This is a genomic window from Kitasatospora sp. NA04385 (assembly GCF_013364235.1).
Lineage (GTDB): Bacteria > Actinomycetota > Actinomycetes > Streptomycetales > Streptomycetaceae > Kitasatospora.
This window is the reverse complement of record NZ_CP054919.1, coordinates 4,344,046-4,362,443: the sequence shown is the minus strand read 5'-3', so window position 1 is coordinate 4,362,443 and position 18,398 is coordinate 4,344,046. Positions and strand designations below refer to the sequence as shown.

Sequence of the window (18,398 nt, the reverse complement as noted above, 5' to 3'; positions counted from 1 at the left end):
TATCGTTGGGACACCCAATGACCTCCTGAAGGGCCTTCCCCCATGCACGAGTTCACCTTGCACAGCTACGAAGGACCGGCCGGCCTCCGCCTCCAGGACGCCCCCGAGCCGACTCCCGGCCCCGGCGAACTGCTGGTCCGGGTCGAGGCCGCCGGGCTGACCCTGCCGCTGCTGCGCACCCTGCGCGGCCACGGCCGGGCCCCGCTGCCGCACTCCCCCGGCGGCGACCTGGTCGGCCGGGTGCTCGCCGTCGGCGCGGGCGTCACCACCCACCGCCCCGGCGACCGGGTCGGCGGCATCGCCTTCTCCGGCGTGTACGCCGAACTCGCCTTGGTGCGGCCGGAGTTCGTCACTGCCGTGGCCGAGGACACCCCCGCCGCCGACGCGCTCGCGGTGATCCGCAGCGGTCTGGTCGCGCTCGCCGCGCTGCGCACCGGCGCGCTCGCCCCCGGCGAGTCCGTGCTGATCACCTCGGCGGCCGGCGGCGTCGGCCACCTCGCCGTCCAACTCGCCCGCGCCCTGGGCGCGGAGCGCGTGGTGGCCGCCGTCAGCTCCCCCGCCAAGGCCGACTTCCTGTACGGCCTGGGCGCCACCGAGGTGGTCGGCTACGCCGACCTCGCGGACACCGACGTCCTGGACGGCCTCGAACCCGTCGACCTGCTGATCGACAACGCGGGCGGCGAACCCCTGGCCGCCGCGCACGCCGCCCTCGCCCCGTTCGGCCGTCTGGTCGTCAACAGCGGCGCCGGCGGCACCCTCGACGCGGGCACCCTGCTCCGCGGCATGCACACCGCCACCGGCCTCGCGATGTCCCAACTCTCGCGCCACCGTCCCGACTTCGTCGAGTCCTGCCGCACCGAGCTCTGGCGCCACCTGGCCACCGGCGCCCTCCGGCCCGCCGTCACCGCCTTCCCGCTCACCGCCCTCCCGGAGGCCGTCGCCCTGATGGAGCGCCGCGAGAACCTCGGCAAGGTCGCCGTACTGCCCACGGCCGGACCGACCGCACACGCCTGAAGCGCGGAAACCCGACTATCCTTATCAGCAACAGACATGACTGACAGTCAGAAAACTTCGACGGGCTCAGCCCGCTCAGCCGTCGAGGGCGTGCCCGGTGGTCGCGTCCACCTGCGCGGGGACTTCGTCGTGGCGGTCGCCCACGCTCGACGTGCCGGTCGGCTCGAACATCAGGATCGCGGCGCCGGACGCCGAGGACGGCCGGTGCCAGGTGCCCGCCGGAACGGTGAAGACCGACCCCTGCGGCAGCCTGACCGCGCGCTCACCGCCGGTCTCGCGCAGGGAGATCCGCAACTCCCCGTCGAGCACCAGGAAGAACTCGTCGGTGTCCTCGTGGACGTGCCAGACGTGCTCGCCCCCGACCTTGGCGATGCGGACGTCGTAGTCGTTGACCCGGGTGACGACGCGCGGGCTCCACAGCGCGTCGAAGGAGGCCAGGGCGTGCGCGAGGGAGATCGGCTGCTTGCTCATGTCCCCATCCTCGACCGCCCCCCGCGGGCGGCGTGAGCGCCAGGAATCGCACATGTCGAAAGAATCCTCGCAGCGGGCCCGCACGGCGGGCCTCCACCGGGTGGTCGTGATCGTGGACGAGAACTCGAACCCCTTCGAACTCGGCTGCGCCACCGAGGTGTTCGGCCTGCGCAGACCGGAGATCGGTCGTGAGCTCTACGACTTCCGGCTCTGCTCCCCCGCGCCCGCCACCGCGATGCGGGACGGCTTCTTCACCCTCAGCGGGGTCGCCGGGCTGGAGGCCGCCGAGACGGCCGACACCCTGATCGTCCCCAACCGCCCCGACGTCGAAGTCCCCCGCCGACCGGCGGTGCTGGACGCCGTCCGCCGCGCACACGCCCGCGGCGCCCGCCTGATCGGCTTCTGCAGCGGCGCCTTCACCCTCGCCGAGGCCGGCGTCCTCGACGGGCGCCGGGCCACCGCCCACTGGCAGTGGGCGGACTCCTTCCGGGCCCGCTTCCCCGCCGTCCGCCTCGAACCGGACGTGCTCTTCGTGGACGACGGCGACATCCTCACCGCCGCGGGGAGCGCCGCCGCGCTCGACCTCGGGCTGCACGTGGTCCGCCGCGACCACGGCGCCGAGATCGCCAACGCCGTCAGCCGGCGACTGGTCTTCGCGGCCCACCGGGACGGCGGGCAACGGCAGTTCGTCGAACGCCCGATGCCCGACGCCCCCGCCGAGTCCTTCGCCCCCGTCCTGGCCTGGGCCCTGGAACGGCTCGACTCCCCGCTCACCGTCCAGGACCTCGCCGCTCGCGCGGCGGTCAGCACGGCGACCCTGCACCGCCGCTTCCGGGCCCAGCTGGGCACCACCCCGCTGGCCTGGCTCACCGGCGAACGACTCACCCTGGCCCGCCGGTTGATCGAACGCGGCGAACCGGGTTTCGAGACGGTCGCCCGGCGCAGCGGCCTCGGCACCGCGGCCAACCTGCGCACCCTGATGCGCCGCGAGACCGGCATCACCCCGTCCGCGTACCGGCACCGCTTCGGACCCCCGGAGCCGGGTGCACACCGGGGAGGGTGACGCAGCCCGGTCGTGGGCCGCTCGCTGCTGGACGTCCGGCCGGGTGCTGCCCCCACTGGCGGTGCTCGCGCTGTTCGCGCTGTTCACGTCGGCGATGCCGCTGAAGGCGTTCCTGCCGCGCGTGTCCGGCAGCACCCACCTGGTCCGGGGCTACGTCCTGGTGCACCGACCGCCCGCCGCGGCCCCGGCCGCCCCGACGGTGCTGCTGCGGCAGTTCCCGGCAGCGGCCCGGGGCGGCCTCCTGCGGCCGGGGCCTCAGGGCGCCGAGTCCGGGACGCCCTTGCTGTGGTCGTACGCCTGGACGGGGGTCATGTCGCCCAGACCGGGGAGGTAAACGGTCTTCAGGTGGCCGACCGGGGCGCAGCCGCTGGTGTCGTCGGCGGTCCTGGAGTCGGCGCCCTTCAGCGCGGCCGCCGGGTCGGCGGGGGGCGCCGAGGAGGCGCTGCCGCCGGACGAGGCCGGGTAGCCGGTGCCGGTGGTCCAGTCGGTGCCGATCAGCAGCTCGACCGACGAGCCCTCCCCGGCCCGGACCGCGTCCGCGGGCAGGCCGAGCGCCGACGCGACCTGCTTGGCCGCCGCCTCCTTGCCCGCCGGGTAGGTCACCGCGCTGTGCTCGGCGGTGACGGCCGGGCCCGCGGCGGTGCCCTTGCCGAAGCCGTCCTTCTGCAGGGCCTCGGCGAGCACCCGGGCCCGGCCGTCGACGCCGGAGCCGTTGCGCACCACGACGGTGATCCCGCTCCGGTCCGGACCGTTCTCCGCCGGGGGCGCCGCCGGGGCGGACGGATTCGCCGGGACACCGGACGAGCCGTCGGCCGGGGCGGTGGACGGGGCGCCGGAGGCGGCGTCCGCGGGCTGCGGGTCGCCGCTGAGCGGCCGGTCGTCCTTGATCAACCGGAACAGGTCGGCCGCGTTCGGACCGATCACCCGCCGGTCGGTGTCCGCCGGGTCGGGCAGCACCTGCATGGTGGCGAAGGTGATCCGGTCGGAGGGCACCTTGCTGATGTCCTCGCCGAGGCCGACCAGCTTGGTGATGCCGTCCAGCCCGGGGTCGACGGTGAGCGCCTTGGTGGCGGCGTCGGCGAGCGACAGCAGCTCGGCCGGGTTGGTCAGCGTCCCGGCGCTCTTCAGCTGGCGGATCATCGAACCGAGGAACAGGTGCTGGGCCGAGGAGCGGCCGATGTCGGTGCCGTCCCCGAAACCGTGCCTGGTCCGGACGAACTGCAGCGCCGCCATGCCCTGCAGGGTGTGCTCGCCCTTCGACAGCTTGAGGTGCGACTGCGGGTCGTACACGTTGTCGCTGACGCACACCGGCACGCCGCCCACCGCGTCCGACATCTTGATCACGCCGCTGAAGTCGACCTGCACGAAGTGGTCGATCGGGAGGTCGGTGAGCTTGCGCACCGCCGCCACGGTGCAGCCGGGGCCGCCCTGCAGGGTCGCGTTGATGATGCCGTGGCGCTGCGCTTTGAACACCGACTTGCCCGACTCGTCCTTGCAGCCCGGCAGTTCGGTCATCAGGTCGCGCGGGATGCTCAGCACCGTCGCGTTGCTGCGATCCGCAGAGACGTGCAGCAGCAGGTTGACGTCGGCGTTGATGCCGCCGTCGCAGGCGCCGCCGCCGATGTCGCAGTCCTCCTTGCTGTCGCGCGAGTCGGAGCCGATCACCAGCACGTTGATCGGGGTGCGGCCGAAGGCGTCCGGCTTCTCCTTGCCCGCGTCGCCGTCCTCGCCCGCGTACAGCTGGGAGTGCTTGATGTTGGCGTTCAGCCGGTAGTACAGGTAGCCGCCACCCGCGGCGGCCAGTACCACCACCCCCGCCAGCCCGAACACCAGCACCTTCTGCCAGCGTCGCATCCGCCGCCGTCGGCCCCGCCGCCCCTGCTGCCGGGCCGCCGCCCGCCGCGCGGCCCGACCACCGGCCGCCGCGTCCGCCGCCCCCTCGGCCGAGCCAGGCACCGAGCCAGGCACCGAGTCCGCCGCCGGGTCCGCCGTCCCCGCCCGGCCGTTCGCCCGTCGCCGGGCCTCCGCCCGTCCACCCGGCCGCTGCCGGGGCACCGTGCCTTCGGACCCGTCGCCCGCCGGCTGGGCGGCCTCGGCCTGTCCGCGTATCACATCGCACCCCCGTAGCCCGGCCGTTCCGGGCTGTTCACCCCTATAGATGCGCGACCACCCACAGGTGTTGCACGACTTTCCGAACACTTTTCCGATCCGCGCAGCTCCACACCTCCCGCACCGCACTGGCGCAACGCCGCAACGCCGCACCGCTGCAACGCCGCACCGCCCCGGCCGGCGAGTGGCGGGGGCGGTGCAGGGGGGTACGGGAGGTGTGAGAGGTGCAGGAGGTGCGGAGTGGCGGGACCCGGGCCGGCCGACCTCAGAAGTCCACCGGCTCACGGATCAGCGGACAGGTCATGCAGTGACCGCCGCCGCGGCCCCGGCCGAGTTCCGCGCCGACGATGGTGACCACCTCGATGCCCGCCTTGCGCAGCAGCGTGTTGGTGGTGGTGTTGCGGTCGTACGTGACCACCACGCCGGGTTCGAGCGCGACGGCGTTGTTGCCGCTGTCCCACTGCTGGCGCTCGGAGGCGTAGACGTCGCCGCCGGTGCCGATCACCCGCAGCGCGGACAGCCCGAGCGCCTCGGCCACCACCTGGGTGAACGGCCGGGAGCCCTCGTCCACCACCTCCACCCCCGGGGCCCGGTCGGTCGGGTACAGCGAGAAGGCGTGCACCCCGTCCATGATCGCCGGGTAGAGCGTCACGGTCTCCCGGTCCGCGAAGGTGAACACGGTGTCCAGGTGCATCGCGGAACGCAGCTTGGGCATCCCGGCGACCACCACCCGCCGGGCCGCGCCCCGCGCGAACAGCGCGGCCGCGACCTGGGTGATCGCCTGCCGGGAGGTGCGTTCGCTCATGCCCATCAGCACCACGCCGTTGCCGATCGGCATGACGTCGCCGCCCTCGAAGGTCGACTGGCCCCAGTCCCGCTCCGGGTCGCCCCACCACACGGTGGCCCCCGCGAAGTCCGGGTGGAAGGTGTAGACGGCCTTCATCAGCAGGGTCTCGTCGTGCCGGGCGGGCCAGTACAGCGGGTTGAGCGTCACCCCGCCGTACAGCCAGCAGGTGGTGTCCCGGGTGTAGAGGGTGTTGGGCAGCGGCGGCATCAGGTACTCGCGCACCCCCGTGGCCTCCCGCGCCAGCGCCAGGTAGCCGGAGCGGAAATCCTCCGGCAGGTCGGCGGTGGCCAGCCCCCCGATCAGGAACTCGGCCAGCCCCGCCGGGTCCAAGGTCTCCAGGTACTCCCTGGTCCCGTCCACCAGCCCCAGCCCGACCTGATCCGGAACGATCTTCCGGTCCAGCAGCCAGTCCCGAGCGCCCGGCACCGCCATCGTCTGCGCCAGCAGGTCGTGCAACTCGACCACCTCGACGCCGCGCCCGGTCAGCTTGTTCACGAAGTCGGCGTGGTCGCGCTGGGCGTTCTCCACCCACATCACGTCGTCGAAGAGCAGGTCGTCGGCGTTGCCGGGGGTGAGCCGCCGGTGCGCGAGGCCCGGTCGGCAGACCAGCACCTTGCGCAGCCGGCCGACTTCGGAGTGGACGCCCAGAGCAGTCATCGAAACGGTCCCTTCGCGGTGGGAGGTTGAGGGTTGTCACGTCATGGGTGTCACGTCATAGGTGTCGCATCATGGGTGTCGCATCACCGATGCCCCGGCACCGATGGCGCGTCATGGATGCCACGTCACGCATGTCGCGTCACGCATGCCGCAGCACGGGTGTCACGACATCGGTGCTGGAGCATCGGTGTTGCAGCACTGATGTCGCGACACCGATGCCCACGCATGGATGTCACGGCATGGATGTCGCGACATGGATGTCACGTCACGGATGCCGCCTCACCGTTGCCACGACACCGTTGCCACGACACGAATGCCGCAGCACCGATGTCGCGTCACGGAAACTCACAGGCTGATCCACCCCGCAGCCAGCGCCACCACCCCCAGCACCGCCCCCGCCACCGACACCACCAGCACCACCCCCTCGCGCGGCGAGAACAGCCGCCGCCCCTGCTCCCGCCGGGCCATCACGAACAGCACCGTCGCGGGGGCGTAGATGATGAACGACACCAGAAGGTACGCCCAGCCCGCCGCGTACACCAGGAAGGCGGTGTACAGCGTGGCCAGCCCGGCCGTCAGCCACACCCCGAAGGCGGCGCGGTCCTGACGGGCCACCAGCACCGCGTACCCGGCGGCCAGCAGGTAGGGGATCAGGCTGAGCGTGCTGGTCAGGTCGAGGGCGAAGTCGAAGGCGTCGTCGGAGAACACCGTCACCACCAGCATCACCTGTGACAGCGCGGTGGTCAGCAGCAGTGCCGGCACCGGCACGTCCCCGTCGGTGGCGCGGGCCAGGAAGCGCGGCATGTCCTCGTCCTTGGCGGCGACGAACAGCACCTCGGCGGCCATCAGCGTCCACGCCAGGTACGCGCCCAGCACCGAGACGATCAGGCCGACGCTGACCAGCACCTTCCCCCAGGTGCCGACCGCCGCCTCCAGCACGCCCGCCATCGACGGCTGCCGCAGCTCGGCGATCTCGCCCATCGGCAGCAGGCCGTACGACACGATCGTCACCGAGGCGAACACCGCGAAGACGCTCAGGAAGCCGAGCACGGTGGCCCGGCCGACGTCCGAACGCCGCTTCGCGTGGCGGGAGTAGACGCTCGCGCCCTCCACGCCGAGGAACACGAACACGGTGGCCAGCATCGTCCCGTGCACCTGGTCGTACAGCGAGCCCGTGTAGGACGCGCCCTGGAAGTTGTCGGCGAACACGTCCGGCTCGAAGCAGAACAGGGCCAGCACGATGAACACCAGGATCGGCACCAGCTTGGCGACCGTGACGATCCGGTTGATCATCGCGGCCTCCCTCACGCCGCGCCGCACCAGCAGGAAGAACCCCCACAGCCCGGCCGAGGAGAGGACCACCGCCAGCGCCGTGTCCCCGTCCCCGAGCGCCGGGACGAGCGCCCCGACGGTCGACATGATCAGCACCCAGTACGTCACGTTGCCGACGCAGGCGCTCGCCCAGTAGCCGAACGCCGAGAAGAAGCCCAGGTACTCGCCGAAACCGGCCTTCGCGTACGCGTACACGCCCGCGTCCAGCTTCGGCCGCCGCACCGCCAGCAGTTGGAACACCAGCGCCAGCATCAGCATGCCCGTGCCGGCGATCAGCCAGGCGACCAGTGCGCCCAGCACGCCGGTCTCCTGCGCGAACCGCCCCGGCAGCGAGAAGACCCCCGCGCCGACCATCGAGCCGATCACCATCATGGTCAGCGTCGGCAGCGCCAGTTTCGCCGCGCCGACCGCCGGCTCCCGGACCGTCTCCTCCGTCGCCACGCGCGCCGCTCCCTCTCGCTCGCGGCACCCGAACGCCCCGGACGTCCCGGGGACCCCGGACCTCCCGGACGGCACCGCCCCGGACGCCACCGCCGCGGGCGGAACGCTACCAATCGGATGTCCGATTCGCCCGACTATGCGACCTGCCCGCGTGCCGCCGCCGGAACGGCCTCCACCACCGCCACGCTCCGACTCAACGGGCGCTCTAGGCCGGTGCCGCAGGATCGTCCGCCACGGGCAGGTCCGATCGGCGGAAGCGGAAGCGGAGCACGCGACATGGACAACGCGGAAGGAACGGGCATGGGCGCACGATCGACCGGCACGGAAGACCTGGCGACGCGGAACGGCACCGCGCCGGACGCGGACGGCGCACGGGCGCGGACGGCGGAACTGCACGAGCTGCGTGAGCAGGTCCGCCGCGGGCCGAGCGAGCAGGCCACCGAGGCGCAGCACGCGAAGGGCAAGCTGACCGCGCGGGAGCGGATCGATCTGCTGTTGGACGAGGGTTCGTTCCACGAGGTGGAGCCGTTGCGGCGTCACCGGGCGCAGGGTTTCGGCCTGGAGGGGAAGAAGCCGCACACCGACGGTGTGATCGTGGGGTGGGGCACGGTGCACGGGCGCACGGTGTTCACCTATGCGCACGATTTCCGGATCTTCGGGGGTGCGCTGGGTGAGGCGCACGCGCAGAAGATCCACAAGATCATGGACATGGCCATCGCGGCGGGTGCGCCGCTGGTGTCGCTGAACGACGGCGCCGGCGCCCGCATCCAGGAGGGCGTCACCGCGCTGGCCGGCTACGGCGGCATCTTCCAGCGCAACACCCGCGCTTCCGGGGTGATCCCGCAGATCTCGGTGATGCTCGGTCCCTGCGCCGGCGGCGCCGCCTACAGCCCCGCGCTGACCGACTTCGTGTTCATGGTCCGCGAGACCTCGCAGATGTTCATCACCGGCCCCGACGTCGTCCAGGCCGTCACCGGCGAGAAGATCACCCAGAACGGCCTCGGCGGCGCCGACGTCCACTCCGCCGTCTCCGGCGTCTCCCACTTCGCCTACGACGACGAACAATCCTGCATCGAGGAAGTCCGCTACCTGCTCTCCCTCCTCCCGCAGAACAACCGCGAGATGCCCCCCGTCGTCGCCGCCGACGACCCCGTCGAGCGCCGCAACGACACCCTCCTCGACCTCGTCCCCGCCGACGGCAACCGCCCCTACGACATGCGCAAGGTCATCGAGGAGATCGTCGACCACGGCGAGTTCCTCGAAGTCCACGAACGCTGGGCCACCAACGTCATCTGCGCCCTCGCCCGCATCGACGGCCACGTCGTGGGACTCATCGCCAACCAGCCCCAGTCCCTGGCCGGCGTCCTGGACATCAACGCCTCCGAGAAGGCCGCCCGCTTCGTCCAGATGTGCGACGCCTTCAACATCCCCCTGGTCACCATGCTCGACGTCCCCGGCTTCCTGCCCGGCGTCGACCAGGAACACGACGGCATCATCCGCCACGGCGCCAAACTCCTCTACGCCTACTGCAACGCCACCGTCCCCCGCATCCAGCTCATCCTCCGCAAGGCCTACGGCGGCGCCTACATCGTCATGGACTCCCGCTCCATCGGCGCCGACCTCTCCTACGCCTGGCCCACCAACGAGATCGCCGTCATGGGCGCCGAAGGCGCCGCCAACGTCATCTTCCGCCGCGACATCAACACCGCCGACAACCCCGACGACATGCGCGCCCAGAAGATCAAGGAATACAAGAACGAACTGATGCACCCGTACTACGCGGCCGAACGCGGCCTCGTCGACGACGTCATCGACCCCAGCGAAACCCGAGCCGTCCTCGCCCACGCACTCGCCATGCTCCGCACCAAGCACGCCGACCTGCCCAGCCGCAAACACGGCAACCCGCCGCAGTGAGTGGCGCCGGGCCGACCCGAGAGGAACCGAGCCCGATGGCCGACTGCCCGGTGCCGGACGCCCTGCTGAACGCGCTTCTCCGCACCGGGCGGCCCGGCCGTCCGAGCGACGACGGGCCCGCGGCACCCGTCGCGGCCCTGAAGGCGCACGGGGCCGCGACCGCTGCCCGGCGCGCGACGCCACCGCGCTTCGCCCACGGCGACCGCCCCCGTCCGCAGACCGGCCCGCAGGCCCGTCCGCAGGCCCGTCCGCAGGCCCGCCTGCGCCGTCTCGAACGCACCGCCGGCCACCGCAGTCCGGTCAGCTGGCGCTGAAGGACTCCACCCCGTCCAAGACTTCACACCGTCCGGAACAAAAGACCCGCTGTCCGGGAAAGACCGAGGAGACGTCTGCAGTGATGCGCAAGGTGCTCATCGCCAACCGCGGAGAAATCGCCGTCCGCGTCGCCCGGGCCTGCCGGGACGCGGGAATCGCCAGCGTCGCCGTGTACGCGGAGCCTGACCGGGACGCGCTGCACGTACGGGCCGCCGACGAGGCCTACGCGCTCGGCGGCGACACCCCCGCCACCAGCTACCTGGACATCGCCAAGGTCCTCAAAGCCGCCGCCGACTCCGGCGCCGACGCCATCCACCCCGGCTACGGCTTCCTCTCCGAGAACGCCGACTTCGCCCAAGCCGTCCTCGACGCAGGCCTGACCTGGATCGGCCCGCCCCCGCAGGCCATCCGCGACCTCGGCGACAAGGTCACCGCCCGCCACGTCGCCCAACGCGCCGGCGCCCCCCTGGTCGCCGGCACCCCCGAACCCGTCTCCGGCGCCGACGAAGTCACCGCCTTCGCCGCCGAACACGGCCTGCCCGTCGCCATCAAGGCCGCCTTCGGCGGCGGCGGCCGCGGCCTCAAGGTCGCCCGCACCCTCGAAGAGATCCCCGAACTCTACGAATCCGCCGTCCGCGAAGCCGTCGCCGCGTTCGGCCGCGGTGAGTGCTTCGTCGAGCAGTACCTCGACAAGCCCCGCCACGTCGAAACCCAGTGCCTGGCCGACCAGCACGGCAACGTCGTCGTCGTCTCCACCCGCGACTGCTCGCTCCAGCGCCGCCACCAGAAGCTGGTCGAGGAAGCCCCCGCGCCGTTCCTCACCCCCGAGCAGAACGCCGAGCTCTACCGCGCCTCCAAGGCCATCCTCCGCGAAGCCGGCTACGTCGGCGCCGGCACCTGCGAATTCCTCGTCTCCCAGGACGGCCTCATCTCCTTCCTCGAGGTCAACACCCGCCTCCAGGTCGAACACCCCGTCTCCGAAGAAGTCACCGGCCTCGACCTGGTCCGCGAGATGTTCCGCATCGCCGACGGCGAACCCCTCGGCTACGACGACCCCGAAATCCGCGGCCACTCCTTCGAGTTCCGCATCAACGGCGAAGACCCCGGCCGCGGCTTCCTCCCCGCCCCCGGCACCGTCACCCTCTTCGCCCCGCCGTCCGGCCCCGGCGTCCGCCTCGACGCCGGCGTCGAATCCGGCTCCGTCATCGGCCCCGCCTGGGACTCCCTGCTCGCCAAGCTGATCGTCTCGGGCGCCACCCGCCAGCAGGCCCTCCAGCGCGCCAAGCGCGCCCTGGAGGAATTCAAGGTCGACGGCATGGCCACCGCCATCCCCTTCCACCAGACCGTCGTCACCGACCCCGCCTTCGCCCCCGAACTCACCGGCTCCACCCGGCCGTTCGACGTCCACACCCGGTGGATCGAGACCGAGTTCCAGAACACCATCCCCGCCTTCACCGGCACCGGCGCCGAGAGCGAGGAGCCCGAGGGCCGCGAGACCCTGGTCGTCGTCGAGGTCGGCGGCAAGCGCATCGAGGTGACCCTGCCGTCCTCCCTCGGCGTCGCCCCCGCTCCCGCCGCGGGCGCATCGGGCGCGGCGGGCGCGGCGAAGGCCAAGCGCCGCACCGGCACCGCGAAGGCCGCCTCCACCGCTTCCGGCGACACCCTGGCCTCGCCCATGCAGGGCACCATCGTCAAGGTCGCCGTCGAGGAGGGCCAGGTCGTCGCCGAAGGCGAACTCGTCGTCGTCCTCGAAGCCATGAAGATGGAACAGCCCCTCAACGCCCACAAGGCCGGCACCATCGTCGGCCTCACCGCCCAGATCGGCGCCTCCGTCTCCAGCGGCGCCGCCCTCTGCGAGATCAAGGACGCCTGACCGCCGAGGTCCCGCCGACTCCGCCCCCGGGGCCGCTCCGGGCCCACCGTAGGCTGATGGATCGTCAATCCGAGTGGTGAGGTCCGCGGTACGGCGGTCGATGGGAGACGGGCATGGAGTTCACTGAGCAGGTCGGCCCCCTGCGCCTGGTGGTCACGGGCGGCGGCACGGGCGGGCACACCTACCCCGCGCTGACGGCGGTACGGGCGCTGCAGGCCCGGCTGGCCGCGCAGGGACGGGCGGTGGACGTGCTGTGGGTGGGCACCGCGGCGGGGCTGGAGGCCCGGGTCGCACCCGCCGAGGGGATCCGGTTCGAACCGGTCGCGACCGGGAAGATCCGGCGCTCCTCGAACCCGCTGAAGCTGGTCTCCCCGGCGAACGTCCGAGACATGTTCCGGGTGCCGCTGGGCGCCTGGCAGGCCAGGTCGCTGATCGCCCGGTTCGCGCCGGACGTGGTGCTGGCCACCGGCGGGTACGTGGCGGTGCCGGTGGGCCTGGCGGCCCGCTCGTGCGGGGCCCCGCTGGTGGTGCACGAGCAGACGGTGCGCCTCGGGCTGGCGAACAGGGTGCTGGCCCGCGCGGCGACCCGGGTCGCGGTGTCCTCGGAATCCACCCTGCCGCTGCTGCCGAAGTCCGCCCGGGGCGGCGCCGCGGTGACCGGCAACCCGGTGCGTCCGGCGGTGCTGGCCGGACGGGCCGACAAGGCGGTGACGGCGCTGGACCTGTACGGGTTCGACCGCTCGCGGCCGACCGTGTACGTCACGGGCGGCGCCCAGGGCTCGGTGCAGATCAACAACCTGGTCTCGGCGATCCTGCCGGACCTGCTGGACCGGGCCAACGTCGTCCACCAGTGCGGCCCGGCCAACGAGGCGGCCCTGCGCGGCCCGGCCGCCGCCCTGCCCCCGCACCTGGCCGGCCGCTACCTGCTGACCGGCTACCTCGGCGCCGAACTCCCGGACGTGCTGGCCCTCGCGGACGTGGTGGTCAGCCGCAGCGGCGCCGGCACCCTGGCCGAGCTCACCGCCCTCGGCAAGGCCGCCGTCTTCGTCCCGCTCGCCTCCTCGGCCGGCAACGAGCAGGCCCACAACGCCACCCACCTCCAGCGGTCCGGCGCCGCCACCGCCCTCCTCGGCACCCCCACCCCCGACGACCTCCGGGCGGCCCTGGCCCCACTGCTGGCCGACCCGCTCCGCCGCGAGGCCATGGCCGCCCGCTCCCGCGAACACGGCCGCCCGGACGCGGCGGAGCGCCTGGTCGACGTCCTGCTCTCGGTGGTCGGGACCAGGCGCTGAGCCCCGCCACCCCCGACACCCGCCGGCACCCCCGACACCCGCCGACGGCCCGTCAGCGGTGCTTGCCCGCCCGGGCCGGCCGGTCGTCGCCGTCCCCGGCCGGTCGGTGGAGCGGCAGCAGGAGGGTCAGCGCCCCGGAGGCGGCCACCCAGACGAACAGGCCGAGAAGCACCGTGAGCAGGGCGGGCGCCCGGGTACCGGTGAGCAGGCCGGTCGCCACGGCGCCGTTCACCAGGCCCACGCCGACCGCCCCCTGCACATCGGCCCGCCGCCGGATGAGGGCCCGGCCGAGCCAGCGCACGAGCGGCCGCTGCGCTCCCCACAGGGCGGGGCCCGTCGCACAGCCCAGGGGCAGCGCCGCCCACCAGGACAGCGGCGAGGCGAACAGGAGCAGCAGGGCGGAGAACGTCCCCGCGCCCAGGGCGACGAAGCACCCCGCCATGCTCTCGTCGCCCTCCGTCCCGGCCCCGTCGACCTCGATCAGGAAGACCAGGCCGAAGAAGGCGAGGAGGGAGACCGGGACCGCCCAGAGCACGGACCACGCGGCGAGGGCGACCAGTTGGACGCAGATCAGCACGGCACCCACCAGCGCGCTCCGGCCGGAGGCCATCGACGGCTTCTTCGCCGGCGCCTCGCCCCCGCCCTCCGGCGCCCCCTCCGTCTCGAACTCCGGTTCGCCCTCGGACGGTTCGACCTCGGCCGGTTCGCCCTCGGCCGGTTCGGGCCCGCGCCGGGCCGGCACCCGGCCGACCCGCGGAACGGCCGGCGGGTCCGCCGGGGGCGCGTCGGCCGGGGGTGCATCGGCCGGGGGCGCGTCGAGCACCGTCGGCGGGAACGGGCCCGCCGGTTCGGCCCGCACCGCGGTCTCGGTCTCGGCGACGTGCAGGCTCCGGGGCGCCGCTCGGGGCGGCTCGGACCGGCGGCTCCGCAGACCGGTCTCCAGCAGGATCGTGATCGCCTCGATGACCTCGGCCGTGTCGGCGGGCCGGTCCGCGGGCTCCTTCTCCAGCAGGTGCAGCACGAGCCGGTCGACGGCGGCGGGGATCGCGGCGCGGTGGCGGCCGGGGGCTTCGGGCTGCCGGGTCAGGTGCTGGTGGAGGACGGCCAGCGGCGCGCCGGTGAAGGGCGGTCGGCCGACCAGGAGGGTGTGCAGCAGGCAGCCGACGGCGTAGAGGTCGGCGGCGGGCCCGATGCTGCGGTCGCCCCGGGCCTGCTCGGGGGCCATGTAGGCGGCGGTGCCGACGGCGTGACCGGTGCCGGTGAGCGCGAGGTCCTCGTACAGGTGCTTGGCGATCCCGAAGTCGAGGATCTTGACCGTGCCGTCGGGCAGGAGCATGACGTTCGCCGGCTTGATGTCCCGGTGGACGAGGCCCGCGCGGTGGGCGGAGGCCAGCCCGGTGCACACCTGCCGGGTCCACTCCAGGGCGTCCGGGACCGGCGGCAGGCCGCCCCGGGAGACCACCTCGTCCAGCGAGCGGCCGTCGAGGAACTCCATGACGAGGAACGGCGCGCGGCCGTCCTCGGGGCCGGTGCGCCCGAAGTCGTGGATGGTCACGATGTGCGGGCTGCTGAGATTGCCCGCGGCCCTGGCCTCGGCGGCGAACCGCTCGACGCTGGCGGAGGCCGCATCGGCGTTGGTCAGCAGCTTCACCGCCACCGGCCGGCCGACCCGTTCGTCGAAGGCCCGCCACACCTTGCCCATCCCGCCGGAACCCAGGACCGACTCCAGGCGGTACCGGCCGTCCAGTCTTGCTCCGTGCATCTCCACCCCGTCACGGCCTCGGGAACGCAGTTGGTCCGGGTACGCCCGTCCAGGCAAGCACTCTATCCAGCGGAGGACCGGACCGAACCGCCCAACGACCCGGAGGGAGCGCGACGAACCAGGAACCACCCACCCGCCCGACCACCCCGGAAAACACGTCAGCACCCTGGCCGTTGACACCGGCCGGGGTGCTGCGCCACAGATCGGAGGGGGCGTGGCCCCCGTCCTTCCGAGTGGGCCGCCAGGGGTTCGAACCCTGAACCTACGGATTAAAAGATCCTGCATCTCAATTCTCACCGCCCAAGTTGGTGCTCCGCAGCCCATGGTGAGCACTATTTACCCAGGTCAGCGGGGTGCACCCAACTCCACGCCTCCAGCCGGGCCCGCCGGGGTCAACCCCTGTGTCGGGCAGCTCTGTCCCCGCGCTATCCCCGTGCATGCCTCTCCATCATGACCCAAAATAACCTCATATTTCGTGCACTTCGACGTAAAATCAACGACTGAATCAAACTGCACGCCTTCGGATTCATTCGATTCAGGTGCACCGTTTCACCGAGCCCTCCCCAGCAACGGATGCCAGCGCCTTACCGCGCCCGTCGGTACTGCTGCCAACCGCGAACCACGACATGAATGTCGTCTCCGACCTAGGGACGGGAACGCCGGGGTCGCAGACCAGCAGAGGAACGGTGCTCCGAAGACCGCGCAAGCCGCCGCGTCGATGCCGAGCAGGGCACGCAGCTTCGCGGTGGGCACTGGCAGCAGACGTCGACCTCCAGTGATCGCCAGGACCTCACCGCGTTACGCCGCGTTGTAGCTCTCGGCCTCCAGGAGTCCGAAGTACCCGCCAGCTTCCGGAACGGTCCCGGTCAGCTCGAGTCGCGAAGAGCCGGAGTGGTGTTCGTCGCCGTTATGACCAGACCCTGAACCGGAGCTTCTATGCCGTGGTCCACCCGCCTCCCCACGCACGGGGTACCGGGCCACAGGTACAGCCCAAGGCCATATTCATGCTGGTCACAGCTCTTGCATTACGCAGATGGCGTTCTTGACTGTCGCCGGCCACTGCCTCCACCAAGCCCGCTGATCCTTCGAACTTCCTTGTCAGCTAAGGCTGTTGAGGCTCTTCTCATCCGCCTTCGGCCACAATCATCGCATCAAGCCGCGTCAGGCCGAACACGACGCGACCATATACCTGCCGCACAGGTACGGTCTCCAACTTCCCTATCAGTCAACGAACCTGCACCCCAGGCGGCGCAGATCAGTAACTCTAGGAACTCCCTGAACCGAGCCCTGAGCGGGCCCGAGCACCGGCTGAGAGGCCATGACCCCGCACCACGCACCGAAGGCGGCCCGATGAGCAAAGCACGTAAGACCGGCTCGGTGTACCGCCGTTGTACCTGCCGCACCCCGGTCCACAACTGGGACGGCACACCAGTGCTGGACGCGCACGGCAAGCCCAAGACTAAGGAGCTAGGTGCACGGTGCCCCAAGCTCAAGGGGCGTAAGCCGCACGGAAGTTGGTGGTACTACCTTCCGCTTGGCAATGGTCCGGACGGCAAGCCGAGACGAGACCGGCGAGGTGGATTCGATGATCAGAACGCGGCCGAGGCGGCGTTGGCGAAGGCCCTCAGCCAAAGGACCCGCTCCGAGGTCATCGACCACCGCACTACTGTCGGGGAGTTCCTGACCAAATGGCTCGGGCACCGCAAGACGCTGGAGAAGTCGACCGTCAGCTCCTACGCCGGCCACATCCGCAACTACCTGATCCCCGCGCTCGGCGTCATCGTGCTGGAAGATCTGACGGCCGGTCCGATCCGGGACATGTTCGACGCGATTGAGGCGCGCAACCTCGTCATCGAGTACGAGTTGGCGATGGTGGCGAAGGCCCGCGCGGAGTACGCCGAGTGGAAAGCGCGCCACGGACGCAAGCCCGGGCGGCCGAAGGCTAACGCCCAGCCGCCCGCCGTCCCGGCCCCCGTGATCCCCAAGCGGGATCCGCACCCGCAGATGAAGATCGTCGCCCCCGCGACGATGCACCGCATCCGCGCCACCCTGCGCTCCGCCCTATCCCAGGCTGTCCGCGAAGAGCGGATCAGCAAGAACTGGGCGAGCCTGGTCGAACTGCCGTCGGGCAAGCGGCCGAAGGCTCTGCTGTGGACCCCCGAGCGGGTCGCGGAGTGGCGGCGCACCGGGGAGAAGCCGTCCAAGGTTATGGTCTGGACGCCCGAGCAGGCCGGCGAGTTCCTGGACGCGATCGAGAACGACTGGCTCCGGGCGTACTGGCACCTGGCGATCTTCCGTGCCGTGCGCCGAGGCGAGGGCGCCGGCCTGATGAAGTCGAAGTGCAGCCTCGACACCGCCCTGATCACCGTGGACTGGCAGATCGTCACCGTCGACGGCGAACCGCTCGGCAAAGCCCCGAAGGCGGACAGCGTCCGCACCGTCGCCCTCGACAGCCACACCTTGCAGGAGCTCCGCGACCACTTCGACCGCATGGACGAGGCCCGCCAGGAGGCCGCCGAAGCAGGAAAGCCCTGGCCCGAGCACGACGCCGTCTTCGTCCGCGAGGACGGCACCGCAATCAACCCGGACTACCTCACCGACCGCTTCGAGCGGCTGTGCACCCGCCTTGCCCTCCCACCGGTGCGCCTGCACGACCTGCGGCACCTCGCGGCCACCTTGATGCTCGGCGCCGGCGCCGACCTCAAGGTCGTGCAGGAAGTCCTCGGCCACTCCACCATCGTCCTGACCGCCGACACCTACACCTCCGTCCTGCCATCCCTCGACCGGGAAAGTGCCGAGAAGGCCGCCGCCCTGGTGCCGATGAAGACCCGCAAGGCGACCGCCCCGCTCGTCTACCTACTCGTGCTCGGCAGGATCGAGGTCGCCCTGACCAACCGCGACGACGCCCAGGCCCTCGTCGTCCTCTGGAACAATCTCCTAGAACAAGGCGACCTCGGACAGATCGACGCCCGCGCGACCATGCCCAGCGAGCCGGCGCCGTGGACCGGCCACGGATCCCTGTGGGAGCGACAGCCCCGCTACGAGCACGTCTACTCCGCGGTGGCAGTCCTCGACCGGCACTCGAGAGCAGTCCTGTATCAGCTACCGCTCGCCGGCCGACCGACGTTCGAGTTCGAGCGGGACCTGTTCACAGACCAGGCCGCCACCACGTCGGTGCAAGCCCGGCTCGGCCTGCGCGGCCCGGTCGAGATCGTCGCACGCGGCACCGACCAGGAGGCAGTGAAGGGCGCGTTCGCCCAAGCGCTGCAGGACACGGAGACGTAGCACATACGGCCCACGCGGGCCTG

12 protein-coding genes are annotated in these 18,398 nt (G+C 71.9%); 7 read left to right on the top strand and 5 right to left on the bottom strand.

The window, feature by feature from the left end:
- Positions 1-42 precede the first annotated feature (42 nt).
- Complete coding sequence (locus tag HUT16_RS19530; RefSeq protein ID WP_176189415.1) at positions 43-1,014, top strand: zinc-binding dehydrogenase; 972 nt, start codon at positions 43-45, stop codon at positions 1,012-1,014.
- A 75-nt stretch (positions 1,015-1,089) separates the two neighbouring features.
- Here HUT16_RS19530 and HUT16_RS19525 read toward each other — a convergent pair whose 3' ends face one another.
- Positions 1,090-1,485 carry a cupin domain-containing protein gene (locus tag HUT16_RS19525; protein WP_176189414.1) on the bottom strand — a complete coding sequence of 132 codons (396 nt, stop codon included), beginning with the start codon at positions 1,483-1,485 and terminating at the stop codon, positions 1,090-1,092.
- Positions 1,486-1,537: 52 nt separating this feature from the next.
- Between HUT16_RS19525 and HUT16_RS19520 the strand changes: the two genes are divergently transcribed.
- Positions 1,538-2,548 (top strand): GlxA family transcriptional regulator, encoded by a 1,011-nt coding sequence (locus HUT16_RS19520; protein ID WP_176189413.1) that lies wholly within the window; start codon positions 1,538-1,540, stop codon positions 2,546-2,548.
- 255 nt (positions 2,549-2,803) lie between these two features.
- Here HUT16_RS19520 and HUT16_RS19515 read toward each other — a convergent pair whose 3' ends face one another.
- The 3 genes from HUT16_RS19515 to HUT16_RS19505 form a co-directional block, all read right to left on the bottom strand.
- A complete protein-coding gene (locus HUT16_RS19515; protein WP_176189412.1) occupies positions 2,804-4,402 on the bottom strand; it encodes an LCP family protein in 1,599 nt (532 codons plus the stop codon).
- 520 nt (positions 4,403-4,922) lie between these two features.
- Entirely contained in the window at positions 4,923-6,161 is a 1,239-nt protein-coding gene (locus tag HUT16_RS19510) for an arginine deiminase (protein WP_176189411.1), read from the bottom strand.
- 345 nt (positions 6,162-6,506) lie between these two features.
- A complete protein-coding gene (locus HUT16_RS19505; protein ID WP_176189410.1) occupies positions 6,507-7,934 on the bottom strand; it encodes a basic amino acid/polyamine antiporter in 1,428 nt (475 codons plus the stop codon).
- A gap of 300 nt (positions 7,935-8,234) precedes the next feature.
- Here HUT16_RS19505 and HUT16_RS19500 point away from each other — a divergent pair, with 300 nt between their 5' ends.
- The 4 genes from HUT16_RS19500 (at position 8,235) to HUT16_RS19485 (ending at position 13,328) form a co-directional block, all read left to right on the top strand.
- The gene (locus HUT16_RS19500; protein WP_176189409.1) at positions 8,235-9,848 is read left to right on the top strand and encodes an acyl-CoA carboxylase subunit beta; all 1,614 of its coding nucleotides are present in this window, start codon (positions 8,235-8,237) and stop codon (positions 9,846-9,848) included.
- Positions 9,849-9,883: 35 nt separating this feature from the next.
- On the top strand, positions 9,884-10,162 hold the full coding sequence (locus tag HUT16_RS19495) for a hypothetical protein (protein WP_176189408.1): 279 nt from the start codon (positions 9,884-9,886) through the stop codon (positions 10,160-10,162).
- Between the two features lie 83 nt (positions 10,163-10,245).
- The gene (locus HUT16_RS19490) at positions 10,246-12,036 is read left to right on the top strand and encodes a biotin carboxylase N-terminal domain-containing protein (protein ID WP_176189407.1); all 1,791 of its coding nucleotides are present in this window, start codon (positions 10,246-10,248) and stop codon (positions 12,034-12,036) included.
- A 113-nt stretch (positions 12,037-12,149) separates the two neighbouring features.
- A complete protein-coding gene (locus HUT16_RS19485; RefSeq protein ID WP_176189406.1) occupies positions 12,150-13,328 on the top strand; it encodes a glycosyltransferase in 1,179 nt (392 codons plus the stop codon).
- A 52-nt stretch (positions 13,329-13,380) separates the two neighbouring features.
- Here the strand turns inward: HUT16_RS19485 and HUT16_RS19480 are convergent, their stop codons facing one another.
- Entirely contained in the window at positions 13,381-15,090 is a 1,710-nt protein-coding gene (locus HUT16_RS19480) for a serine/threonine-protein kinase (protein ID WP_254897884.1), read from the bottom strand.
- A 1,350-nt stretch (positions 15,091-16,440) separates the two neighbouring features.
- Here HUT16_RS19480 and HUT16_RS19475 point away from each other — a divergent pair.
- Complete coding sequence (locus HUT16_RS19475; protein WP_176189405.1) at positions 16,441-18,375, top strand: site-specific integrase; 1,935 nt, start codon at positions 16,441-16,443, stop codon at positions 18,373-18,375.
- Positions 18,376-18,398 lie beyond the last annotated feature (23 nt).